Raw genomic sequence first — 25,300 nt, 5'->3', positions numbered from 1 at the left:
AATTCACAGATAAAGGAGGGGGTCCCGTTGGATTGGTCAGCTTTTCTTCCTCCGGTTATCGTATCTGTTAAAGTCGCTGTCGTCGCCAGCATCATCGTCTTTTTATTAGCTACTGTGGTAGCGCGGATGATGGCGAACTGCACGCCGCAGAGGGGAACCAGCGTGATTGAGACCGTCCTACTTCTTCCGCTCGTTTTGCCTCCCACTGTTGTCGGCTTTATTTTGCTTATCTTGCTGGGAAGGAAAAGCTGGATTGGCACTGCCTTCGAAAGCCTGTTCCAGCAGACGATTGTATTTACGTGGGGAGCTGCAGTGGTGGCGGCCGTAGTTGTTGCTTTTCCACTGGCTTACCGCACCATTAAAGCAGGCTTTGAAGCTGTAGACCCGGAGGTAGAGCAGGCTGCACGTGCGCAAGGTGCCAACGAATGGCAAGTGTTTCGCCACATTACGATGCCCCTTGCCTACCGACCACTCATTTCAGGATACATTCTCGGATTTGCCCGAGGGTTAGGGGAATTTGGCGCTACGCTGATGCTTGCAGGTAATATTCCTGAACAGACTCAAACCCTGCCTACGGCGATTTATACCGCGTCCGAGGTCGGAAATATGACACTCTCTTGGAGCTGGGTAGCGGTCATCATTTTATTCTCTTTTATCATGTTGATGCTTTCAAATCGACTGGTAAAGGATTAGCCCTTTTGGAATAAGAATATGCGCAGTCTGCCGTAGGGTAGGCTGTGTTTTATTTGTAATGAGAAAAAACTCTTACACATCTTCATTCACTCCCCAAATTTTGGAATTAGAGGCCCTGGAGGATCGCGGACGGTCGAGGCTGTACTCCGTTTGCAAGCGTAACAGATCTAGTTAATTTGTGGTATAATTTACAAAAAAATAAGTAAAGGGAGATGGGGAACCATGAAGGAATTCGGGAAATTTTTTCTGGTAGGTTTAGCCATGGTTTTGGGGCTTGGTCTGGCGGTAGGAAATGTGGAGCTTCCCGTCGCCGCCGCGGCCGATACAGAATATTATGTGGCCACGAGCGGCAGCGACTCCAACGCAGGAAAGAGCGACGCGCCGTGGAAGACGCTGCAGCACGCGGCCGACGTGGTTCCTGCGGGCAGCACGGTTTACGTCCGGGGCGGTGTGTATAAGCAGAAACTGAAGATCACCCGCTCTGGCTCCGCTTCGCAGGGTTCCATTGTGTTTACCAACTATGGGACGGAGACCGCCATCATTGACGGCACCGGACTTTTGGTCAGCGGGAACGAAGGACTGATCGAACTGGCCGATGTCAATCACGTTACCGTTCAGGGGTTTGAAATCCGTAATTTCACCACTGCTTCCAAGAATACGGTGCCTGTAGGTATTTATGTCCACGGTTCGGGCGGCTTCATTAATCTGTCCAACAACAAAATCCATGACATCAAAAACACGGTCACCCCGACCGGCAAAGATCGGCTGGGCCGGGACGCTCACGGTATCGCTGTTTATGGCACGAAAGCTCCGGCTTCGATTCACGACCTTACGATCAGCGGTAATGAGCTGTACAATCTCGTGCTGGGCTCCAGCGAATCTCTCGTTTTAAACGGTAACGTGGACGGCTTTGCGGTGACCGACAACCTCATTCACGATAATGACAACATCGGGATTGATCTGATCGGCTTTGAGGGAACTGCGCCGAATACTGCTTACGATCAGGCGCGAAACGGGCTGGTGAAGAGCAACCGGGTGTATAATAATTCTGTTCAAAATAACCCATCTTACAAGAGCGATGACAACTCGGCCGGCGGTATTTATGTAGATGGAGGCAAGGACAGCATTATCGAGCAGAACTACAGTTACAACAACGACATCGGCGTCGAAATCGCCTCCGAGCATGCCGGCAAAGCCACCAGCAATATTACGGTCCGCAGTAACGTGATATATAACAACCGGCTGACTGGTATTGCCATGGGCGGTTACAATGAGGAGCGCGGCTCAACGGTAAACTGCAAGATCGTGAACAATACGCTATACAAGAACGATACATTTGACGACGGAAGCGGCCAGCTTTTGGTTCAGTACGATACGCGAAACAATGTGATCAAAAACAATATTTTCGTGGCCAGCTCCACAGATATGCTGATCTCCAATGGATACACCAAAAATTCCGGCAATGTTGTGGATTATAACTTATACTTTGCTCCGAGCGGCAGCTCGGAAGCCAACTGGATATGGAAAAATAAAGAATATACAGGTTTCTCCGCGTACAAATCGGGGACCGGCAACGATACGCATTCTCTGTTTGCCGATCCTAAATTCGTGAATGCCGCGAACGGCGACTTCCATTTGCAGTCTTCGTCACCGGCGATCGATGCCGGAAACACGGACCGTGCCATCATTGGAACACTAGATATTGACGGGAAGCCCAGAGTACAGGGAGCCGCTGTGAACATCGGTGCCTACGAGTAAGCCTTATATTTTATGACCAACAGTGCATACCGAAACTATGTGGGGCCATTGATTGTACGTTTTTACAATGTTCCTTGCAATTGAAACTCCTTCAAAGAGAATCCCCATGTCGTAAGATATGAGGATAAACTTTGGAGGTGTTTTTGCGTTGGCAACAAGATTAAGCTATCCTCGGGAAGTGAAAATGGAAGCATACAAATGAGATTAGAAAGTAGTTCCTGTTCAAGAGGCTCTGATTAACATAGTTGTTGTACACCTTTGAACCATACGGATTTGATCGACAAGGTATCCGAGATGTTGGTTGTCGGATCACCGTTTACTAGTATAAGGTCAGCGAGCGCACCTTCGGCAATACAGCCGCGATCGTTAAGCCCAAAGCAACGGGCCGGTTTCGCGGTGGCCGACTGAAGCGCTTCTATGGGAGTAAATCCGGCTTCAACCAGCAATTGCATTTCATGATGAACGCTGGCTCCATGAGCAAGGCCGCCAAGATTGGGAACAGGAACGGGGGCGACATCCGTCCCGACCAGAATATCCACACCGGCACGGTGAAGGTCCATCACATTTTTAAAGCTATTCTCCAAATTGCCTTGCGGGAAAGTATGGAAGCTTGAGTTCAAAATATCGATCCATTCCGGACTTAATTTGGAATAAACACGTGGATCATTCGCCAATTCTGATGCCGGATTCCCCAGAATGGATGAGTTCAATACTAAGCACGGTATAACAAATGCGCCTGAATCCGCTATGGATTTCACCAACTCGGATGTGCATTTGGGCCTGTCGAGAAATAAGTGACCCAATCCGTCGACTCCCATATCGATGGAGGTTTGCGAAGAATGAGCCGTCAAGACGTGGGCTATGACAATTTTATCGAATTTATGGGCTTCTGCCACGGCTGCTTTTAAAATCTCGTCGCTTAAAATAGGCAGTCCAGGGGCACCCAAGACCGTCCCTTCTTCAATCATGATTTTAATATAGTCGGCGCCACTCTCCACCTGGGTATGCACATGTTTGATCGCTTCTTCCACTGTCGTCACTTGGGGCACTTTTTCGTGATCGTGAGCGTAGGCGGCTAGCATAGCTTCCCGATCTTCCTTGGGTAACTTCTCCAATTCCTTTAATACGAACTCAGGAATTTCATCCTCATCCTGCAATAATTCATCCGGATGACCACCTGGAGCAGTGATCGCTGTGCCGGCAGAACGGACTTCGGCGACGTCATTCACGTTTTTCAACTGGATCTTGCGCCCTCTTTCTGTAAAACTGCCGTTCATTTCGAGTTCTGTCGTGACGCCGAATTTTAAAGCATCTCGTAACCCACCGATTGAAGTGTGGACATGCGCATCAATCAGGCCGGGCAATAATGTCGCATTTTCCCCATCGATGATCGTTGCATGTGTCGGAAGGTCTCCGCCTACCGAAATAATGGTTTCCCCATGGATGACAACATTTCTGGGCTCAATAACTTTTTCACCATCGAAAATACGTACATTCGTAATCGCTGTAACTTTTTCTACCGTAGAGCTGCTTTGAGTTACATTCTTCATGTCGTTCCTCCTTAGTGTTCAGTTTTAAACACTTAGAATTCTAACTATTAGTTTTATAACTGTCAATAAACTAATTTTCATTTGACAAACAGTTTAGAGATTTATATAGTTTATTTACTGACAATTAGACTTCTAATAATTTGAGGAGGTACGATTATGAAAACCCAAAAGGATACGGTTTATTTGGATTTGTTTCAGATTATTGGTCTTAAGTTAAAGAAAAGAGCGGACGAGAGCATAAAAGAGTTGGGATTAAATGCTCAACAAGGAAAAATGATTAGATATATCTACGAGAATCAAGGAAATGATTTAATTCAGAAGGATCTAGCCGATCGGTTTCATCTGCGCGGAGCCAGCATTACAAGCATACTTCAAGGTCTTGAGCAAAAAGGATTCATCGAGCGCAAAATCCCGGCCAATAATGAACGGCAAAAAAATATTTATGTTTTACCAAAAGCCATTGAATTGATTGAAGATTTTAGTGACTCTTTCCAAAAGGTGGAGGACGAAATTGTTCAAGCCCTGACGGAAGAGGAGAAGCAAATTTTAGAGGAAATGTTACTCAAAATTAATGATCGCTTATAATTGCAGATAAAATCATGTTCCAAAAATCACTTTCGCTAGTCTCTGTTTTATATGATAGGAATCGGTTATGATGGAAATAGTAATAGGGATTTTAGTAGATTTTAGGAGAGCGGTGCGATATGAGAAGGGAAACGGGTTTTAACGAAATTATTCGAAAAGTACGTAAAGAGCTGTTTGGGAAAGGCCCGGAACGCATACATACGACCTTTGTAGATAATATGGCCATCACGATGCTATATGGAAATTTAACCCCATCCGAAAAGTTTCTGGCACAAGAAGAATCCGGGAAAGAGATGGTGCATGCAGCCCGAACCAAAATGGTTCAAAAAATATATCCCACACACTTCAATAAAGAACTGGAGGATTACATGGATTCCCGGCTGCTGCACCTCTTTTCAGATATTAAAGTGGAGGAAGATATAGCCATCTCCGTTTTTGTATTTGAAGATAATATTACTGCAAAATAAAAAGAAGGCGGAACCGACATAGCATCCATGTTGTTGGAGAGTTCGGTTGCACCTTCGATTTAATTAACGATGTCCTAATTGGAATGGAATGAATAGAGAGTTGTTTCTGTTTACACGTGTTTTCTTCTTCGATGTTGATATTGGGACCATTGGTAGAGAACAAAACATCCTATGCAAAAACCAAGGATAGCCACCAAGGCCGCCACTAGGACCATGGCCGAGAATACATAAGCGACAATACTCCACTGGAGCATAAATCCTACCCAAGCGACCAACAGAAAAAAGACGGCAAGAAGCTGATTAAACCTTTGCTGTTCTCGGTCCTCCTGCACATACGAGGAGGGGCTTTTCTTCAAGAAAAGCTTGGCTATCCGCATTATCGGATTGAAGTTAAAAAGGACGCCGAGCAACCCCGCGATAAGAGGAATAACTAGCACCCCATATCCCCCTGTGATCCAAGTGAAAACTACAGATAAAACAATTACCCATTGATTAGCCCTGACTAACGGACGCGGAATGGAAGATGGAATTTGGCCCATATATATCATCCTTTTCATATCGGAATAAAGTAAAATCTGAAATTATTATAGCCTAACATTTGGGGAATAGATACCAAGAAAAAACGAAAGACTCTGCAAGTCCATCAGCTAAGTTTTTTTTGTCTTGCTTAATTCCTAGCGATGTATCAGCCAATTTGTTACAATTCTTATATATGTCAATTGGGGAAGATATACATTTTTTTACTCTATGCGCAAATCATGGATCATGAAAGGAACCTACATAGTTTATGAAAAAAAATGATTTTGGAAATAGGATGAAGGAATATGAAAATGCTTATAGATTAAGCCTACCACGCCGTTTACCTGTAATCATCAGAATTGATGGTGCGCATTTTCATACCTTTACACGTGGGATGACGAAACCTTTTGATGAGAAACTAATTTTTGCATTATGGGAGACGTGTAAATATTTGGCCTATAACATTATGGGATGTAAACTGGTGTATCATCAGAGCGATGAAATTTCACTGCTTCTTACGAATGATGACAAATTAACGACGCAATCCTGGTTTGAAAATAATCTTCAAAAGATGGTGTCTATATCTGCCTCTCTGGCTACTGCCAAATTTAATGAAGAAATCCAGAAAGTTTATCCGGATAAACCTCTGGCCACTTTTGATGCAAGAGCATGGGTTTTGCCCCACGATGAGGTTGCCAACTATTTTCTATGGAGACAACAAGATGCTACTAAAAACAGCATTTCTATGGTAGCTCAAGCCCATTTCAGGCATTCAGAATTAGAAGGATTGAACGGAAATCAGCTACAAGACAAGCTTTTTGTGGAAAAAGGGCTAAACTGGAACGATCTTCCGGTCTGGCAAAAGCGGGGAATTTGCATTACCAAACAACAGTACAACAAAGGCGAAGCCGTCAGAAGCAAGTGGGATGTTGATCATGAGACACCGATTTTTTCACAGAATAGAGATTATATTAACCAATATGTATACTTGGACAAGGATGTGTAGATTTGGAGTGTGTCATTTTTATAGGAATTCAGGCTTCGGGCAAGTCGACATTTTATAAAGAACATTTCTTCAAAACACATATGCGAATAAACCTTGATATGCTTAAAACACGGAATAGGGAAAATATTTATCTACAAGCCTCCATCGAAACAATGCAGCGCTTTGTTGTAGACAATACAAATGCCACTGTTATAGAACGGAAGAAATATATAGATGCTTGTAAAAATAGGGGGTTTAAAGTTATTGGCTACTATTTTGAGCCCGATTTTGCAGAATCTATTAAGCGTAATGAGGAGCGAACAGGCAAAGAGTATGTTCCTGAAATCGGTATTAAAAGTGTAATGAGTAAACTTGAGGTCCCAAGCTACGAAGAAGGATTTGATGAACTCTATAGCGTGAATTCCATTGAAGGAACGTTTCAGACCAGAAGGCTGCCGGAAAACCATTCAATATAGGGGGAGTACCATGAACATACCTGAGAGATTCATCAAACGTTTTCCAGCATACGAGGACGTATTTGCCAGCGATCTGGAACATCATCGCAAGCACTTTCTGCCGATTTGCTCGATTAATCTTCAGTTTTTATTCCCGGAGCAGGACGAGTGGCTGCATTTTGTTTCCGTAAAAGAAATCTACGAAGGCTGTGTGGGTGAAAATACTCAGCAATTTCATACCTCATATACCAAGGAAGATATGTTGGGATTCGATGTAATTGACGGTAAATACAAATTCGAAGCGGACTGGAATTATTTTAGCCTTCATCAGAAAGAGCAATTGGAAGCCACCTATGAAGCGCTGAAATCTACCGGGGATAAAGCGTACCTACGCATGAAGAGAGAAGTCATGGCGTTGGACGGACTGGAACAGGTGTATATGGCTAATGAACAAGACTACCAAGCTCGCAAAGCATTTTTCCTGGAAAATAATAAAATTTACCCATATTCCTCCTTTGGGGAGGCCAAAAAGTCTGTGGAAGAGCTCACCCGTGATTTTGAGGAAAAGCAATCCAGTGGTTGGGGGCTGAGTTTCCCTGAAGTTAACGGAATTTTGGATGATATCGCTTTTCAGTCTGACAAGGCTCAAAGTTATATCAAGGAATATGACGAATCTCTGGAAGAGATGCTCCAGTTCGAGCAAACCAATCTGCTTCATGTGCCTAAACGTCCCAATGGTGAGACTTTTACCTATATCGGTTCTTTCACCGGATATTATTTCCAAGCGTTTGGGGCGGATACCGTCTATTTATTTTACGATAGAGAATTAAAGAAAGCGGTAATTTGCTTCGAATATTCATAAGTGAGGATTTTGCAAAAAATCTAATAAGCAACTTCCAATGAACAAGATATAGAACAAAATGGTTTAGTTCGTCTATATCTTGCACTTTGGAGCAACTGGAATCGAATTTTGAAAAATCTTTAAATAAAAAAACTCCCATAAAGGGAGTTTTTTTATTTATTTCTTATTCATCTCCACATCATGCTCTTTAGCAAGTGTGTTGACCTGTTCGCCAAAATCTCTGAATAGCTTTCTTCCTTCGCTGAGCTTGGTGTTACTTTCATTGACTAAGTTCAGATCCTGTTTATCCAACGCATCGAGCATCTTAATGAAGGCTTCCTTTTGAGTACTAGCGGCCTTGATGTAGGTTTCGTGGACGGCTCTTACCTCAGGAGTTTCCGTCTTTACAGCTTCTAACTTATCAACAAATTTGGTGTATTCCGGGATGATATCGTCTTTTAAAGCATTATATAGTGTAACATCATCTGTAAAGTTATCTCCGGTCACAGCTTCATACTTATCAGTAACTGCTTTTTCATCTTGTGCCAAAGGAAGCATTCCATCATTTACATACGTGATTAAATCTTTTTTAACCGGATCGGTAGAGCAGGCGGCCAAAATCGAAAAGCAACATAATACTAACATAAACACGCTAAGTTTTTTCATCTGTATTCCCCTTTTTTATGTATGTTATGGGTAATTCGGTTCATTTAATAGTCAGAAAGAACTATCCATATTATTTGATTATATCGTATAAATAAGAGAATGGTAGGATTTTTATGGAAAAATAGTGTCAAAATTAAGTTGATTAACCTAAACCTATTCATATAGAATTACAAATAAGAATGTTTTAAGAAGTATATTCCATTTCAACCAGAATTGCTTTATGATAGAGCTATACATCCTAGAATTTTCCTGTATATATTTGGGGAATAGCTGAATTTCTTTAACACATTTGAGAGGAGATTTCAGTATGAAAAGATTCAGAAAGGTGATTTCAGTTACACTAAGCTCAATGCTCCTGCTTTCATTCGGGATGACGGCGAACGCGAGTGCAAGCCCAGAGGTGAAGACGGATCAAGCGATTCAAATAGTTTCCAATGTGCAGCTAACAACTAATAAGGAAAGTGTTATTGAACAATTAACACGCGCGGACAAGCCTGCCAGTATCACAGATTCGGTGTACACCATTACAGAAAATATTAACTTGGCGACACCACAGAAATCTGTATTGAAAAAGAGAGTTACCCCTTCGCTCAAAGCCAGCACAAAATCAGTATCAGCTAAAGCCGCAGCGACTGCGTCTACTGCTACATATTCCGGCACGATTACAGAAGAGGGAGGCACACAGTTTTTATATCCGATCTATTTGCAGCCGGGCGAATTGTTACAGGCTCAGCTGGATGGTCCATTTTCAGCCCAGCTTGACTATGACTTATACCTGTATGAGTTTGATATGGCGACAGGCGATATTAATTCCAATCCAATAGACGTTTCCAACTACGGGACTTATGTTAACAATTATGAGCAAGGAGCTGCTTCTCTTCCTGAAAACGTAGGAGCTCGCAACTCGATCGGAGCCGAAAAGGCTTATGCGCTTGCAGTTCATGCCAAGAAGGGGGCTAGCATTAATGACCTTTTCTATTTGACTGTAGCTGTAAGCTCCAACTATGATGCCTATGAGCCGGATGACAGTGCCTTCCATGCTTATAATTTTACTGTTAACGACAAAGGCTCCTCGATTAACTTCCGTACCATCCATTCCGCTATAGACAACGATTGGTATCAAGTTACAGTACCGGCCAGCCGTAATTATGATGCATTAAATGTGAAGCTGGACAGTACTTCGGAAAGCTATGGGTACAAAGCGGAAGTATATGCAGCTCTTACTGACAATCAAATGGTGCTTCTACCGCAAACCAATCATAATGTTACCCTAAACACAGGGACCTACTATGTACGAGTGTACAGCACAAGTCAGTATTCAGCCGACCATTTGTATACACTATCGATTAAACCAGTGCTTCGAGCTGGCAAAATTGAAATTACCGGCTATAACTCCAATGGCTATTATGATTATCCGACGTATTCTTACGGTCGTCATTATCGTATTAACGGAGGCAGCAGTCTGATCGTGAACGGTGTTGTGAAAACAACAGATGGTCAACTGGTTCCCAATGCGCCTGTCACGGTCGTTTGGCTGGATAAGAACTGGACCGAGGGCAGCGGTAACCGTACGAGAACGGCTTCTACGTACACCGATGATAGCGGTAAATTCAGTGTGACCCTTTCTCTTCCGCAATCGACAGGAAAAAATGTAGATTATATAAGTGAAATTGGTTCCACACACTATTATGATCTTACAGGAGTAGCGGCTCAGGTCGATGGAACTTCGATTAGTGCGACGGACATTGTTTATCTGTTTGCTTACAGCTTGAGAAATTAAGATATGCTTTAATGTAGTTTTGATTCATGAGAGTCGCTTTTTTTGAATGGTTAGCTGAGGCTTTCCATTTCTGAAAGGGCGACTTTTCATGTTTATTCACCAAGGATAAGAAAATGGTCTTGTTTTCGTAGATTACAAATAGAAATTGTTTTGCATAATATATTCCAATAGAACCAAAGATGATTTATGATAGAGCCATACAGCCTAGAAATCACCCTGGTTTATCCGGGGATAGCGGGAATTCCTTAAACCATTTGAGAGGGGATTTCAGTATGAAGAGGTTCAAAAAGGCTATTGCAGTGATGTTAAGCATGATGCTCCTGTTTGCTTTCGGAATGACTGCGAATGCGAGTGAAAGCACGGAGGCAGCATCGGATCAAGCGATTAAGGCGGAATCCGAGATTCAGCTAACAACTGTAAACGAAGACATCATTAAGCATTTAACGCGGGCAGACAAACCAGAAAGTATTACGTCTTCGGTTTATGCAATGAAGGAAGACCTCAACTTTAAGACACCAGAAACAACCTCATTGAAAAGGGAAAATGTTTCTGCGCTGAAGGCAAGCCCAATGGCTGCATCAGCCACAGCTTCCTCTGCTACGTATTCCGGTACGATTACGCAAGAGGGAGGCACACAATTTTTATATCCGATCTATTTGCAGCCTGGTGAATTGTTGCAGTCCCAGTTGGATGGTCCATTTTCAGCCCAGCTTGACTATGACTTATACTTATATGAATTTGATATGACGACAGGAGACATTAATCCTAATGCCATTGACGCATCCACCTATGGTACTTATTTTAACAATTATGAACAGGGGGCTGCCTCACTTCCTGAAAACGTAGGAACCCGCAACACTGCCGGTTATGAAAAGGCCTATGCGATTGCTGTTCATGCCAAAAAGGGTTCCAGCATCAATGATCTTTTCTATCTAACGGTCGATACAAGTTCCAGCTACGATGCATATGAACCAGATGAGAGTGCTTTCCATGCCTATAACTTTACCTTTAGTACGGGCGGTTCATCGCTTAATTCACGCTCCATTCATTCAGGCATTGATAATGACTGGTACCAAGTTACGATCCCTGCCAGCCGCAATTATGATGCTTTGAACGTAAAGCTTGACAGTGTTTCGGACGGTTATGGCTACAAAGCGGAAGTCTACGGAGCTCTTACCGGAAACCAAATGGTGCTTTTGCCGCAAACGAACCATAATGTTAGCTTAAATACAGGAACCTACTATGTGCGAGTGTACACAACTAATCAGTATTCACCCAATCATTTGTACACACTTACACTGAAGCCGGTGCTTCGGGCGGGCAAAATTGAAATTACCGGCTATGATTCTCCTAATGGCCCTAATGATTATCCGAACTACTCATATGGTCGTCATTATCGGGTTAATCAACGCAGCAACTTTACTGTGAAGGGTGTCGTTAAGACAACTGATGGTTATCCAGTAGCAAATGCGCCTGTTGATGTGACATGGTTGAATCAGAACTGGACTGAAAGCAGCGGGAATCGTACTCGTACAGGCACAGCTTATACGGACCAGAATGGAGCCTTTAGTGTGACTCTTTCCCTGCCATCTTCCACTGGAAGCATAGCGGAATACCTGTCTGGAGCCATCAGTTTTACACACTACTATGATCTATCAGGGGTAGCCGTTCAGGTGTCAGGTACTTCGATTATAGACACAGATATTGTATATCACTTTGCCTATAGTATTTATGGCGGCTGATGGACGGGTTATTAAGCTAACACTTAATGTAACTTGCTGCTTGAATATTTTATATCTGAAACAAAAGTAGTTCGTTTCAATATTTGTTCATTTTTGGGACAAAGCATATGTTCATTCCATATATGCTTTGTCCGATATATATAGAAACAGGATCACATTACACTATACATACGCCTTAGATTGCCTGTTACAAACATGACAGGAGGAAATAGAATGAATTTTGGACCTCTTAGAGCACAGCAAGCGATTCTTAATGCAAGTAGCTTACGGATCAATCCGACAAGCAAGCAAGCTCCACCACCCCAGCTTCATGAAGAACAGGTCTCTAGAGTGGTAGTTCAAGACTCCGTGGAGATCAGTGAAGCCGGCAGACAGTTGGCCGAAGGAGCTATTGTATCACAGGCTGCCAAGTATTTCGGTACAACACAGATCAATGATTCATTAAACCGGGTTTTGGAAGGTCAGCCAGAAGAAGTGTCTAATGCAGTGTACAGTATGATTGAATCTAATTTTATCGTCGACGGAACAGTAACGGATGAGAGTCAACGAGCTGTGCTGCTGGAGATGGGGGTTACCCAATCCAAGTACATTGCTGATCATTACATGGAAGGCGACAAGGCCAAAGAGTTTCTGGAAACCATGAACCAGATTGCTAGTATTGCTTTGACACGATCCACTGATCCAGAGACCGGAGATATTAGCTACACGACTCCAATAGATCGTCCGTCAGGTGCTCCTGAGGATTATGTCAAGCTATCAGAAGTGATGAAGCAGGTCGATCCTCAAAAATATACTGCGTACATGAATGATATTAAAGGTGGAGGAAATGGGCTGAGCCAGCTGTTAAATTTTGCGCAAAAGGTTCCTCAACATCCCGATTGGATTGAGAAATACAAGGAACGTACGGGACAGAACGCTGAGTTGCTCAATAACACACCGCTAAACAATCGGTTTGACAAAGCTGATACGACATCAGCTTCTGCTTTTATGAACAGTATGCAAAATCTTCTTAAGGAATCTTCCGCTACTCAGGATTCTTACATGCAGAATATGCGAGGATTTTTTCGGAAATTAAGCGTTCAGGTTCATTAACTCCTTCAAATAATTTGTCAGTTCTGTTTACAACCTGCTTGGAACGAAGTATAATAGCTTCAAAACATACTCGTGATATAGAGGAAGCACCTCAAACTTAGGCATTAACGCCTTCGTTTGAGGTGCTTTTTCTATTTTACCCGAAGCGAGTTTGTAAAACTCTTTGAAAATAAAATAAAGTAAGGAGAAGTGTATGTATCGAAAAAATAAGCGAAAGGTAAGGAAGTATAGGAAGTGGGTGTATGGATTTTTGGCTGTAGTCCTACTATTAACGATGATTCCCATATTTCCGGAAAGGGTATCAGCTGCTACGCAGGAGATCATTGGGGGCCCTTTTTGCCAAAACAATTTGCCGGGTGGAGGCGACAGTTGGGGCTCTTGGTCAGGAAGTGGGATAGGAGCAACGGAAGTATATACTGGTATGGGTTCGGCAAGATATAAATGTGATGGTACTACGCAGCCGACTGAACGTTTTATTGATATTGGAAGATCTATTAAGACTTCTGATTATAGAATTTTTGTTTACATTGAAGGGTCTTATCATACTGATATATATACATCTAATAACGCAGCAGGCGACAGTTGGAGGCCTAACGGAACGAACTTATATACATGGACTAGTGTAACGAAATTCTACGCCGATAAATTTTACCAGGGAAAATGGGTAGATATCACCGACTATATTACACTAAGGGATGTTCGATATTTCAGAGCGATGGGAACTAACCAACAGACAAGCAATGAAATATCCAAGTTTGGAATCCGTGTTATTCCCAAGTCAGATTTCATGCCTAAACCACCTCAGATCCATGCAGGTACAGAGGGACAAGCGATCACAGGATGGACCAAAGAACCTGTAACCGTGTGGATAAATGGGGACGTGGCTCCTGAAGGACTAAAATACTATGAATATAGCCTGAATGGAGGAGCATTCCAGCCATATACAGGTCCCTTTACTGTATATGATCACGGTGTAAATACGATCTATGCCCGGACAGTAGACGTGAATAACCAGTATAGTGGTCTTTCTTCCGGGAATGTCCGAATAGACAAGATGCCACCAACTCCTCCTATCCTAAACGCAACGGGAAACAGTAATGACTATACCATTTCATTACAACCGGGAACAGACGATTATTCTGGAATAGCCCATACTCAATTTCGTTTGACGGGCGTTGTGAATCAAGATTGGCAGGACTATGATGGAGTGTTTCATGTGAATAAAGATGGCAAAAGCACGGTACATGCACGCTCCATTGACGGCGTCGGTAATGTGAGCCAAGAAGTAAGCAAAGAAGTCACCATTGATAAAAAAGGACCGACGGCTCCTGCCATCCGGGCTAGCGAGACAGGGCCAACGATCCGTGATGTGAATATTGCTATTGATTCAGGAAGTGACTCTACAAATGGAATTAAGATAACACAATATCGCTTGGGTCCATTAGGGGAATGGCAGACATACAATGGCACTTTTACATTAAACGCAGAAGGGATTTACGAATTATCAGCGCGGACGATCAATAATCTCGACGTGTCTAGTCCAATCGTGACTCAATCGGTCATGATTGATCGAACCAAGCCAACGCCTCCGAAAGTTACGTTTTCCGAGGTGACGATACCTACCCGATATACCAATAAGCCAGTGCAGTTTACTCTATCGGGTGCGACGGATACTACAGCAGTACATTATGAATATCAATTGGGTTCTGGCACCTATGTGTCTGGTTCGTCTGGAATATTAAATGGTTCGGGTATCGTAAAAGTGACTGCTCAAGCTGTAGATGCAGCTGGGAATCGAAGTGATCCGGTATCTGCAATGTCTTATATTGATTTGGAACCACCGACGATCCAACTGACGCCGGATTCGCGTGAATGGAAAGATACCCATATTCATGTGAGGATACGATATGCCGATCAGCATTCGGGGATTGAGTCATCCACAATGCAGTATAAAATCACGAACAGCCCTGATTCACCAGAAAACTGGAATGCTGCAGCCGATACAACAATCCAGATGGATCTTTCAGATGAAGGTGAATGGTATGTTCATGCCAAGGTCAAAGACAGGGTGGGTAACATTTATGAAACGGTCAGCAGTGCACTTCGCATTCAAAAGCAGCCCCAGTCGGTTGTGCTCTCTGCGACATCCATACGAAATACAGAAGCTGATTTGCAGTGGACTCTCCCGTCTGGTCTTGATAATGGTTACGTTTATACAGTCCGAAATCTAACAACTAATGAGGTTTGGGATGTTACGCATCCGACAAATTCTTTTACAGATAGAGGGCTACAAGGAGGACGGCAATACGAATATGAAGTGCGTTCTAGTAATCATGTGGGAGGTAATGCGTATTCTAATCGAGTCCATATATTAACGTTACCTGATGCCCCTGAGCATATCCAGTTACGACCTGTCTCTCGTCATTCTGCAGAAATCATGGCTGACTTTACGCCAGTCTCATCAGCTAACAAATATAATATTACAGCAGCAGACGTAAGTACGGGAGAAATCATATTTAAGGATACGGTTACACAGGATGTGTATAATCCAATTACGGGAATGAAGCCTGGTAAATATTACGATGTTTCTGTATCAGCTATTAATGACACTGGAGAGGGTACAGCAAAGCATGTATCTTTTTTAAGTCTACCAGACAGCCCGAACGGATTTCGGAATGTAACTGTAAGAGAAGATGGAATCGACTTGAAGTGGAATTCTGTAATCACTGCTACCTACTACGCCCTAGAACGTGACGAAGTATCGGTTTATAACGATGTGTATACAGAATTCACCGATAGTGATCTTCAGGCGGGAACAGAGTATGGTTATAACGTTTCCGCTGAAAATGCAACAGGATTCGGAGACTATGCCCATCTGGGAGTCATCACTTTACCTGATCGAGTAACTATATTATCGGGTGTGACAAAGGATGTGTATGCTATCGGTGTTGCGTGGCAAGATGTGCAGGGGGCTGACGGATACATCTTGAATGTGAATGATGAACCGAAGGTGCGGGTTGCGCGTGGTATCCATTCTTATACTTTTGAAGGCTTGCCAGCGGGTAGGTCTGCAAATATTAAAATACGAGCCTACAATCGAAGTGGTACGGGTAAAGATACATCTATCAACGTATTAACACTACCTACTTCAGCTGTACAACTTGCAGCTGTAGATGTTCGTGAGCACGATGCCACATTGATGTGGGCCCCGGTTGAGGGGGCAACTCAATATAAGGTAACGATCAATGGTCAAGATTATTACAGTACAGAACCACGTGTAGTTGTATCCGGTTTAGCAGGAGGGGAAAACTACGATTTTCAAGTGAGCAGCGGTAACAGTGGTGGCTTCAGCCAGCCAGCGTGGGGTGAACTGCTGACACTTCCGCCTCAAGTACAAAATGTCAAAGTTACAGAACTTGAGGGTGGCCAGATTTCACTGAGCTGGGATGAAATCAAGAGCTCTTCTCAATATACTGTAACCCGTAAAGATACGGGGGAAGTTTTTAACACCAGAGATGCCCATATTAAGCTTTCAGATATCCAGCCTGGTATGATTTACTCGTTTGGCATACAAGCAATGAATACAACGGGGGTAGGTAATATAGCTCCCTTTACGTATCGTGCGTTGCCAGGTCAAATACCAGACAATAGATTGATTGTGACAGACGTAACAGATACCAATTTGGTTGTTAAGTGGAATGAAGCTCCGGGTGCAGATTCTTACAATGTCTACCAAAACGAGGTGCTTATCGGTCATACGACCACCCATGAATTTAAAGTAGATGGATTGGACAGTTCTACAGTGTATCGTATTACCATCAAGCCAGTGAACACAAGTGGTGAAGGTAAGCAGACAGAAGGTCAGGTCGAGACGCTGCCGTCTCCAGCATTTGCGTTTTCAAAGACAGAAACAACGAATAGTGAATTTATCATCCATTGGGAGTCAGACCATGAGAATGATATTTTCGTCCTCGCCAGTGAAGGAGGAACAGAGCTATATCGTGGTAAGGATCGAAGCTATATCTGGAGACAACTTAAAGAGAAGCAGTTGTATACAGTTCAACTTTGGGCAGAAAATAGTCAAGGAAAACGCACAGAGGCAAAACAAGCGCATGGAAAAACAACGGCTAATACTGTGGACGTAGGTGGCGGAGCAGGAGGGGCGGAGAGTGTAAAACCGATTCAGCCTGTTATAAAGGAACCGATAGAAACAGAGCACATTCAAGATTCAACCGTTGAGAAGAAGCCAAATCATTTTAGCGACATTGATCGGATATTTAATAAAGAAAAAATAAATGTGCTTGCCGATTTGGGTATAGTAAAGGGAACAACCCACACGCTATTTGAGCCGAACAGACCTGTAACGCGTATGGAGTTCACTTCGATGCTGGTCCGTTCCTTGAAATTACCGCTCGAAACGGATGTGACTTTAGGCTTCGAGGATATTAATCCATCGGCGTGGTACGTTGATCTACTCAAAACGGCGATTAAAGATCAGGTCGCTCGCGGGTTTAGTAATAGAGAATTTGGCCCAGATCGGGTCATTAACCGTGAGCAGGCGGCTAAAATGGTGAATAACATTATCAAGGCTACACCACAGCAAGAAAGCAGTGCATACTCGGATTCCTCTCAAATTGTCGAGTGGGCCAGAAAGGATGTACTTGGTCTAACCGAGATAAATTTAGTACAAGGATATCCAGATGGTAGCTTCCGTGCCAAGCAGGAGGTCACACGTGCGGAAGCGGCTGAGATGATTTATAACATGCTTCAAATGAAATAGAACGAATCAAGGGGCGGCGTTGACCAGCCCCTTTTTTTGTGTGTACTAACTTAACTTATTTCGCAATAGCGGGGTTTATATTGGATGCTCTGTAGGCAGGCACACCATTAATGAGTGCGGTTTTTAGCTGAATATATCGTATACCATAATAGGAGGTTGTACTACTCATCCCAGATGAAAGTACAGTTATTTTATAATATGAAAAAGGAATCTCATTACTAAATTGATAGGTTGTTTTTGCAGTGGTTGGCAAAGTTTCGACTTCACCTAACCTAAACCAATTTTCTCCGTCATTAGAGCCGTAAAAAGAAAATGAAAGTATAAAAGCTCGAGAAGTTGGCTGAGCTAAAAGAATATCATTGATCGTCTTACCTGTATCTAATTTGAAGATGATTTCTCCACCTTTACCGTTTAAACTGCTTTCCCAATAGAGATTATTATCGATTAAAACATTTTTCGGAAAAGTATTTTTAGAATCTCCGTTCGTTGAAACATTTTCCTCTGCTATAACAACAGGATCCACGGAAAAAGTATAATCGTCTGGATTTTGACTGAATTTTGCCATGTTGAAATTCCTCCTTAAGTTTAATTTTTGAATGTGTTGAAAAGGTTGATTCATATCATTTATATGAAACTCTCTATGAATATATTCCTTGATGATGGAATGCATACTAGTGTTTAAGCGGTCCAATATCATAATAGCAAGTTCATTTGCGGGCGGGGGGTTGCATGTTTAGAATATAAATAACTAGTTGAGGTGCGAGAAAGGAAATGGATAGAATATGAAAATATACACTTATTATTTGGGAGATGGCATATTCCCTTTGGATTGGGAAGTTTGTTTTAGTACTGTTGAGGAATATAAAAGAAAATTATTTGAGAAGTACACCGCTTCCCAAGAATATAATGATTTTGTAATAGGTGGATTTAAGGTGCTCACCGACAAAATAGATGCGATTTTGAATTATGCTTTAGAGAGCTTTCGAAAAGAATTTCCTCATAATTATGAGTTGCGTTGTCCGGCTATGATATTTCCGTTGCCAAGAGGCGATGAAAGTAATGGTGCTGAGTTTGCTATTATTTTAAAACGAGATGAAGATGGAGATACAATGGTCTATTCTCTACTCCCATTGTCATATTTAGAAAGAAGTTAGTGTTCTACATAAGAAAAGGAGATAGACAGTGATGAATAATGTAAAGCTATCCCGGGTTTCCCTCTGGCTATATGGAGTGCGTTGATTTGTGTCGAAGAGATCTCTACGCTTCGAATTAAGTATTGGAGGTTGCTCCAGAAAGATATCCGGCAAATTGTTACGGAGCAGTTTTCGGAGTACAGGCACGGATGGGCACCTGCCTACATACAATAAACAGACCGCAAGCCCGGTAAGTAACAAAGGCCGGTAAGTTCGCAACTACCTCAGGAGGTGTCATCCGTGCCCGGACTATTTAGCGCTATCGCTCTGTTCATCAAGGAATTGACGCTACTCGTTTCCTACGTGAAAAACAACGCCTTTCCGCAGCCATTGACTGAGAAAGAGGAAGCTCGACACCTAAAGCTGTTTGCCGAAGGCAATGCACACTCCCGTAACACACTCATTGAGCATAACCTACGGCTGGTGGCCCATATTGTGAAAAAATTTGATAACACCGGCGAAGATTTGGAGGATCTTATATCCATCGGCACCATCGGACTGATCAAGGCCATCGAAAGCTTTCAGACCGGGAAAGGCACCAAGCTGGCAACATTTGCAGCCCGTTGTATAGAAAATGAGATCCTGATGCATTTGCGATCTCTGAAAAAAACACGCAAAGACGTATCTCTCCACGATCCTATAGGGACTGATAAGGAAGGCAACGAGATTACTTTGATTGATATCCTCGGCACCGAGGCGGACGATATTGTAGATAAAGTACAGCTCAAAATCGAGAAGAGTAAAATCTATCGCAACCTGGATATTTTAGATGAGCGTGAAAAAGAAGTGGTGATTGGCCGTTTCGGCCTGGAAGCCGGAGGAGAGGAACGAACACAGCGGGAAATTGCCAGAGAGCTGGGGATTTCGCGTTCGTATGTGTCCCGCATTGAAAAGCGTGCATTAATGAAGCTGTACCATGAATTTTACAAGCAGAAGGGGTAATGGATAAGGAGATATATGAAGCCGCTTGAGGCCCTTAACAGGGCTGAACTATTCTTTTTTGCTCTTGTAGAGAACGCTGATTAATTCGATTCAGGGTCTTTGTTCAAATGATCTCTAAAAAGGATCTTCTCCTGATCAGTGAACAGCATACGCTTGTCTTTTGTCTTTATCAACATGCTCAGTACTCGTACACTGTTTTTTTTCGCTTAAATAATAACTATTTTGCTATGTATTTTCATTTAAAACGCAAATAAAAGCCTGTAGTGGTTTTCTACACTACAGGCTAAAAATGCTTGATATTATTGGGTGTTTTTACTTCGTCAGGACAAGCCCCTTCGCTAGTTGGCTCTCTTGGATTGAATTTATTTTCCTACATACTCATCCAAAAAGCGATCTACTCTTTTGAAATACTCAGTGGGGTAATGGTTGATGGCATCGATGTGCTCCGTATTTTGCGGGTACCATACTTCTGCTTTTGGGTTATCTTTTAAGGACTCGTAAATAATTTCTGTATTTTTATAACTAATTTGCTGATCTCCAGTACCATGAATGAGCATAACTGGCTTGTCTTGCATCTTTTTTACCGCATCCATAGGAGATATGGAATCAAGATCAACCTTAAAGGCCCAATTTGCCATCCATGTCGATGTATAACTGAATGGAAATGCAGGTAAACCTGAAAAGAAGGGCAAACCCTCTCTCAGAAATAGACCAGCATTACGAAAAGGACTATCTGCAATTACGGCTTTGATGTCATCATTTTCACTTGCGGCCAGCAAAGTAGTAGCAGCACCCATTGAAAAGCCGATAACTCCAATCTTATCACCCGTATGGTCTCTGGATTTTAAATAGCTTACAGCTCCTAGCAAATCGTATTTTTCATTGAAGCCCAGTGTAATCAAATCACCATCGGATTTACCTTGTGAGCTGAGGTCAAATGCCAATACATTGTAGCCTTTCGGAACGAAATGCTCTACTAACTTTTGGGTCCGCCCTTTGACTAAACGATTGCTCGTATATCCATGGACGACAATAATCGTCTTATTACTTGATTTACCAGGAAGACCACTTGCAGGAAAGAAGGAACCTCTAATCGTATTATCATTTTTCAAACTCTTGAACTCGACCTCTTCGTAGGGAGTTTTATCCATATTCAATTCGTAGCTGACATTAGTGTCTCTAGGATGGTGCAACAAGGTGTCTACTACTTTATAAGATATAAAAAATACAAGAGCCATCACAAGCAAAAGCACGATCCCTAGGCTCCATAAAATTTTCTTTCGTTTTTTCACACGAACGTTAAATGTCAGATCGGGTTGTAATGATGCCTGACTCATTCAGACTCCTCCAGTTCTTCTTTAGGTTGTATGGGGGCGAACAAATAAAAGGCATGCCCCTTCAGATTTTCCCACTCGGGATGATGAATAATACTTTCTGCAAGAGTTAAGGCCACTCCATTTAAGAAAGAGATATAGGCACGAGAGATCATTGCTGGAGAAAAGCTTTTGTTGAATTCTCCCATTAACTGTCCCTTGGCATAGACGCATTCGATCGCATCTGTCATTACCTTTATACTTTCAAGGACCTTCTGTGTAAGTTCAGGGAATCTTATTCGTTGTCCTAAGACAGATTGAACAAGCCGCAATTCATTTATATAGAAGTAGATATGGTTGAATTGTTCTGCCACCATGTTCTTAATCAATACGCCCGGAGTCTCCTCTTGTTGTAGACAAGCAAGCGATTTCGCCTGAATATCAGCAAGCGGCTCAAGAACAGCGGCGTAGTATAAAGCTTCTTTGCTAGGGAAATATTGAAAAATGGTTCCAGGAGTCACTCCTACACTCTGCGCAATGATTGCCGTTGTGGTATTAGAATATCCACTTTCTGCGAACAGGACAACAGCTTCTTCTAGGATACGTTTACGCCGCTCCAGTCTTTTTTCTTCATTGATGGGTCTTGCCAAATGTATTCCCCTCTCTTTAAACTAAACTTTCATTAATTAAATGATTGATTATTTAATTAATAATATATCTTAAATTACGACTTATAGCAAGAATGAATTTATCTTACTTACGAGCAGGGTGAACCTCAACAATAAAAATAAGCCGTAGTGCTACCCAACATGCGCCTCCGGCTTGTTTTTATCAGGTTATTTTGGATGAGTACATTGAAAGCTTTCGGACCGGGAAAGGCACCAAGCTGGCAACATTTGCAGCCCGTTGTATAGAAAATGAAATCCTGATGCATTTGCGATCTCTGAAAAAAACACGCAAAGACGTATCTCTCCACGATCCTATAGGGACTGAAAAGGAAGTCACGAATTGAAAAGCGCGCGCTGATGAAGTTGTACCATGAGTTTTACAAACAAAAGGGGTAATGGATAAGGAGATATATGAAGCCGCTTGAGGCCCTAATCAGGGCCTTTTTTCATTATTTGTATTTCAAACAGAGTTCAAAAGGGTATGGGTAGAGTGCAGGATCATGATTATGATTATGGCGATCAGCTGGACGAATATCTTACGGAACGCGGACGTAGTGGCGAGCCTAAATTTTCGCACGATGACTCTACGAGAAAATTTGTTTATACTTTAACTACTTAATAGTGAATGCAATGGATATGAGGTGGAACTAATGATTCTGGTAAGTTCGTGTTTGGCGGGCATGAAGGTACGATATAACGGGACGGATAGCCTGGATGTACATATTCAGAAGTTGGTAGAGGAAAAGAAGGCTATGACAATCTGTCCTGAGCTTTTGGGGGGCTTTGTGACTCCGAGAGAGCCTGCTGAGATTGTTGGAGGGACAGGGGAGGATGTGCTGAACGGCACAGCCAAGGTGGTCGAGTTTTCAGGCAACAATGTCAGCGATATGTACATTAGAGGTGCGTACGAAGCCCTGAATATAGCCAGAGAGGTTAACGCAACATTTGTTGTTTTAAAAGAAAACAGCCCGTCCTGCGGATCAGCAGCAATATATAATGGGTCATTCGAAAACCGTAAAATAGCAGGTAACGGGGTAACCTCGGCTTTGTTAAAAAAGGAAGGCTTTAAGGTCATATCGGAAGAACAAATATCGGATATTTTCTTGGATTAAATATGAAATGGTAGATCAAGCGCCTTGCTAGCTTACAGGCTTATACCTGCGAGCGCAAGACGCTTGTTTGTGCTGTGTGCCGCTATACAATTAGACATCACATTATTTAAGCTTTAATGCAAGAATTCCTAGGTATTCCTTGAGGGCTGTTCCGGTTGTAGACATGGCCCCAGCAGACGGCGAGAGCTTGCCAGCATACAGTGACAGCTTTTCACTTGCCAGATAGTCGGTAGGATAAGCTATGACCTGCATGCCTGCACGCTGAAATTCCAGTGCAGCACGTGGCATATGGAAAGCGGAGGTCACCAGAACCGGTCTAGTGAGTTGATGTTTTCCCAAAATTTGCGATGTATATACGGCATTTTGCTGTGTGTTCAAAGAACGGTTTTCGATCAGGATGTCCTTTGCCGGAATACCGAGTCCTAGTAGCTGCCTTTGCGCAATATTCGCTTCATTACCACTGTCTCCAAACACTTGCCCGCCGGAGAAAAGAATGGGTAAGCCTGTTGCTTCGTGCAATCTGGCCGCAGTGAGCAGACGATTGGCCGCAGATCCTAGCAGATTGCCTTGTCCATTGATGTCGGGGGTTCCTTCTGTGGCTCCGCCCCCAAGTACGACAATGACATCGCCTTGAACGGTACGGGGCTGTGGGTACTGTTTTTCCAGGCTACTGATTAACAAATCTCCAGCCAAATTGGTCGAGGAAACATACAGCAGCAATGTGACAAGAAGCAGTACGACCGCAGGTATACGTGCCCTTTTCCATAGCCAGATCACGAGCCCTGCCATCACCAGGATGAACAAACCGGGAGGGAGCACAAAGCTGTACAAAAATTTGATGATATAAATCAAGTGCAGACAACCTCCTATCCTTATAAGCTTTATCTATCTTTTTGGTATATTGTAACATAGGAAAATGACTGGATTCCTCCGTCCGAAGACATACCCTGATGAACAAGCGGGCATGAAAGGTGGAGCTTTCCAATACATATTTTTTGTTTGATAAAGTTGTTCTGTAGGCGTAGTATATAAAGTCTAGTGATTTTTTTCATAGAGGAGCGAGAGCGTCATGGGAGAGTTAACGACAGCCAAGCGGATAATGATGATCGCGCTGCTGGTTGTATTATGGGGCATTTCTTGGCCCATTTATAAAGTCGCATTGGAATTCACACCTCCACTGTTGTTTGCGGGACTACGTACACTGCTGGGCGGACTACTGTTGGGAGTGATTTTAGTACCGAGATGGAATCGCATTCGTTGGAAAGAAAATTGGCGGGTGTATGCTATTTCAGGTATTTTTAACGTGGTACTGTTTTATGGTCTGCAAACGGTGGGACTAATGTACGTCCCTTCCGGCTTGTTTTCTGTGCTGGTATATCTCCAGCCTGTGCTGGTCGGCATTTTTGCATGGATGTGGCTAGGGGAAGCGATGTCCAGACTCAAAGTGATTGGATTGGTCATCGGATTTTTGGGCGTTGCAGCTGTCAGTGTCGGCGGATTTTCAGGACATGTGGCTGTGGCAGGTGTAATCATCGCCATTATTACAGCCGTGAGCTGGGCATTGGGAACGGTATATGTGAAAAAGGTAAACCAGCGTGTCGATTCGTTGTGGCTGGTTGCATTTCAATGTACACTGGGAGGCATTGTGCTGACGGGAGCTGGAACGGTGACGGAAAGCTGGTCAGATATCGTATGGAATGTCCCGTATGTGTCAGGGCTGATATTCGGCACGGTGCTGGGAATTTCACTTTCCTGGTTGCTGTATTTCACACTTGTTAATTCAGGGGATGCGAGTAAGGTTGCGTCTTATACGTTTTTGGTGCCTGTGATCTCGGTGTTTGTCAGCTCGTTGGTGCTGGGCGAAGCGATTACGGCTTTCCTGCTTATCGGGTTGATTTTAATCGGGCTTAGCATTTATTTGGTTAATCGCAGAGCGAGAGTAGTACGACAAGCTTGAACGTAGTAGTTGAAACCAAGAGATTAAAACATAGAACTTGTAACATAGTAACAACAAGGGACTCTTGCACAGTAGCAGGGTCCCTTTTTATATGCCCACAGGAGACACAGCTAGGTGGGCTTTGACCTGCCTAATTGGAGAGTTTAATGGGTTTCCTCCCTAGGGAGTTGGTTAAGATTATGATATGGATGACAGCATACAA

The 25,300-nt window shown here is 43.0% G+C and carries 22 protein-coding genes and 1 pseudogene; 16 read left to right on the top strand and 7 right to left on the bottom strand.

Going from position 1 to position 25,300, the window contains the following annotated elements:
- Positions 1-27 precede the first annotated feature (27 nt).
- Together modB and KAI36_RS18385 are read left to right on the top strand one after the other, a co-directional pair.
- Positions 28-693, top strand: a complete 666-nt coding sequence (modB, locus tag KAI36_RS18390; protein WP_025720279.1) for a molybdate ABC transporter permease subunit — start codon at positions 28-30, stop codon at positions 691-693.
- A 222-nt stretch (positions 694-915) separates the two neighbouring features.
- Positions 916-2,451 carry a choice-of-anchor Q domain-containing protein gene (locus tag KAI36_RS18385; RefSeq protein WP_220025659.1) on the top strand — a complete coding sequence of 512 codons (1,536 nt, stop codon included), beginning with the start codon at positions 916-918 and terminating at the stop codon, positions 2,449-2,451.
- Positions 2,452-2,687: 236 nt separating this feature from the next.
- Here the strand turns inward: KAI36_RS18385 and KAI36_RS18380 are convergent, their stop codons facing one another.
- Complete coding sequence (locus KAI36_RS18380) at positions 2,688-4,001, bottom strand: amidohydrolase family protein (protein ID WP_220025658.1); 1,314 nt, start codon at positions 3,999-4,001, stop codon at positions 2,688-2,690.
- A 156-nt stretch (positions 4,002-4,157) separates the two neighbouring features.
- Here KAI36_RS18380 and KAI36_RS18375 point away from each other — a divergent pair, with 156 nt between their 5' ends.
- Positions 4,158-4,586 (top strand): MarR family winged helix-turn-helix transcriptional regulator, encoded by a 429-nt coding sequence (locus KAI36_RS18375; protein ID WP_220025657.1) that lies wholly within the window; start codon positions 4,158-4,160, stop codon positions 4,584-4,586.
- 119 nt (positions 4,587-4,705) lie between these two features.
- Positions 4,706-5,053: a Na-translocating system protein MpsC family protein gene (locus KAI36_RS18370; protein ID WP_013311231.1), complete on the top strand. Its 348-nt coding sequence runs from the start codon at positions 4,706-4,708 to the stop codon at positions 5,051-5,053.
- A 110-nt stretch (positions 5,054-5,163) separates the two neighbouring features.
- Here the strand turns inward: KAI36_RS18370 and KAI36_RS18365 are convergent, their stop codons facing one another.
- Positions 5,164-5,592, bottom strand: a complete 429-nt coding sequence (locus tag KAI36_RS18365; RefSeq protein WP_220025656.1) for a DUF4395 domain-containing protein — start codon at positions 5,590-5,592, stop codon at positions 5,164-5,166.
- Positions 5,593-5,840: 248 nt separating this feature from the next.
- Here KAI36_RS18365 and KAI36_RS18360 point away from each other — a divergent pair, with 248 nt between their 5' ends.
- The 3 genes from KAI36_RS18360 to KAI36_RS18350 are packed head-to-tail and all read left to right on the top strand — an operon-like array spanning position 5,841 to position 7,874.
- A complete protein-coding gene (locus KAI36_RS18360; RefSeq protein ID WP_220025655.1) occupies positions 5,841-6,578 on the top strand; it encodes a tRNA(His) guanylyltransferase Thg1 family protein in 738 nt (245 codons plus the stop codon).
- Between the two features lie 2 nt (positions 6,579-6,580).
- On the top strand, positions 6,581-7,033 hold the full coding sequence (locus tag KAI36_RS18355; RefSeq protein WP_220025654.1) for an ATP-binding protein: 453 nt from the start codon (positions 6,581-6,583) through the stop codon (positions 7,031-7,033).
- A 10-nt stretch (positions 7,034-7,043) separates the two neighbouring features.
- The gene (locus KAI36_RS18350; protein ID WP_220025653.1) at positions 7,044-7,874 is read left to right on the top strand and encodes a siderophore biosynthesis protein; all 831 of its coding nucleotides are present in this window, start codon (positions 7,044-7,046) and stop codon (positions 7,872-7,874) included.
- 156 nt (positions 7,875-8,030) lie between these two features.
- Here the strand turns inward: KAI36_RS18350 and KAI36_RS18345 are convergent, their stop codons facing one another.
- On the bottom strand, positions 8,031-8,519 hold the full coding sequence (locus KAI36_RS18345; RefSeq protein ID WP_025718220.1) for a hypothetical protein: 489 nt from the start codon (positions 8,517-8,519) through the stop codon (positions 8,031-8,033).
- Between the two features lie 307 nt (positions 8,520-8,826).
- On the opposite strand from KAI36_RS18345, the gene KAI36_RS18340 reads away from it, so the two are divergent.
- From KAI36_RS18340 to KAI36_RS18325, 4 genes are all read left to right on the top strand, one after another.
- Positions 8,827-10,299, top strand: coding sequence for a carboxypeptidase-like regulatory domain-containing protein (locus tag KAI36_RS18340; protein ID WP_220025652.1), 1,473 nt, complete (start codon positions 8,827-8,829; stop codon positions 10,297-10,299).
- A 272-nt stretch (positions 10,300-10,571) separates the two neighbouring features.
- Positions 10,572-12,041, top strand: a complete 1,470-nt coding sequence (locus tag KAI36_RS18335) for an Ig-like domain-containing protein (RefSeq protein WP_220025651.1) — start codon at positions 10,572-10,574, stop codon at positions 12,039-12,041.
- Between the two features lie 213 nt (positions 12,042-12,254).
- Positions 12,255-13,133: a hypothetical protein gene (locus tag KAI36_RS18330; RefSeq protein ID WP_220025650.1), complete on the top strand. Its 879-nt coding sequence runs from the start codon at positions 12,255-12,257 to the stop codon at positions 13,131-13,133.
- Between the two features lie 193 nt (positions 13,134-13,326).
- On the top strand, positions 13,327-17,913 hold the full coding sequence (locus KAI36_RS18325; protein ID WP_220025649.1) for a fibronectin type III domain-containing protein: 4,587 nt from the start codon (positions 13,327-13,329) through the stop codon (positions 17,911-17,913).
- Positions 17,914-17,968: 55 nt separating this feature from the next.
- Here the strand turns inward: KAI36_RS18325 and KAI36_RS18320 are convergent, their stop codons facing one another.
- The gene (locus KAI36_RS18320; RefSeq protein ID WP_220025648.1) at positions 17,969-18,478 is read right to left on the bottom strand and encodes a discoidin domain-containing protein; all 510 of its coding nucleotides are present in this window, start codon (positions 18,476-18,478) and stop codon (positions 17,969-17,971) included.
- A 238-nt stretch (positions 18,479-18,716) separates the two neighbouring features.
- Here KAI36_RS18320 and KAI36_RS18315 point away from each other — a divergent pair, with 238 nt between their 5' ends.
- Positions 18,717-19,067: a hypothetical protein gene (locus KAI36_RS18315; protein ID WP_258296580.1), complete on the top strand. Its 351-nt coding sequence runs from the start codon at positions 18,717-18,719 to the stop codon at positions 19,065-19,067.
- A 279-nt stretch (positions 19,068-19,346) separates the two neighbouring features.
- On the top strand, positions 19,347-20,048 hold the full coding sequence (gene sigK, locus KAI36_RS18310; protein ID WP_013311218.1) for an RNA polymerase sporulation sigma factor SigK: 702 nt from the start codon (positions 19,347-19,349) through the stop codon (positions 20,046-20,048).
- 362 nt (positions 20,049-20,410) lie between these two features.
- Here sigK and KAI36_RS18305 read toward each other — a convergent pair whose 3' ends face one another.
- Together KAI36_RS18305 and KAI36_RS18300 are read right to left on the bottom strand one after the other, a co-directional pair.
- On the bottom strand, positions 20,411-21,385 hold the full coding sequence (locus tag KAI36_RS18305; RefSeq protein ID WP_220025646.1) for an alpha/beta hydrolase: 975 nt from the start codon (positions 21,383-21,385) through the stop codon (positions 20,411-20,413).
- Positions 21,382-22,011 carry a TetR family transcriptional regulator gene (locus tag KAI36_RS18300; RefSeq protein WP_220025645.1) on the bottom strand — a complete coding sequence of 210 codons (630 nt, stop codon included), beginning with the start codon at positions 22,009-22,011 and terminating at the stop codon, positions 21,382-21,384. Before KAI36_RS18300 ends, KAI36_RS18305 begins: the two co-directional genes overlap by 4 nt.
- 203 nt (positions 22,012-22,214) lie before the next feature.
- Here KAI36_RS18300 and KAI36_RS18295 point away from each other — a divergent pair.
- Positions 22,215-22,361, top strand: a pseudogene (locus KAI36_RS18295) (sigma factor); the annotation flags it as partial.
- Between the two features lie 318 nt (positions 22,362-22,679).
- Positions 22,680-23,141: a 2-thiouracil desulfurase family protein gene (locus KAI36_RS18290; RefSeq protein ID WP_220025644.1), complete on the top strand. Its 462-nt coding sequence runs from the start codon at positions 22,680-22,682 to the stop codon at positions 23,139-23,141.
- 102 nt (positions 23,142-23,243) lie between these two features.
- Here the strand turns inward: KAI36_RS18290 and KAI36_RS18285 are convergent, their stop codons facing one another.
- Positions 23,244-23,993 (bottom strand): YdcF family protein, encoded by a 750-nt coding sequence (locus tag KAI36_RS18285; protein ID WP_220025643.1) that lies wholly within the window; start codon positions 23,991-23,993, stop codon positions 23,244-23,246.
- A 217-nt stretch (positions 23,994-24,210) separates the two neighbouring features.
- Here KAI36_RS18285 and KAI36_RS18280 point away from each other — a divergent pair, with 217 nt between their 5' ends.
- Positions 24,211-25,098 (top strand): DMT family transporter, encoded by an 888-nt coding sequence (locus KAI36_RS18280; protein ID WP_220025642.1) that lies wholly within the window; start codon positions 24,211-24,213, stop codon positions 25,096-25,098.
- The last annotated feature ends 202 nt before the right edge of the window (positions 25,099-25,300 follow it).

It is taken from the genome of Paenibacillus sp. S02 (assembly GCF_019454065.1).
Classification (GTDB): Bacteria; Bacillota; Bacilli; order Paenibacillales; family Paenibacillaceae; genus Paenibacillus; species Paenibacillus polymyxa_B.
This window is presented reverse-complemented; position numbering and strand designations above follow the sequence as displayed.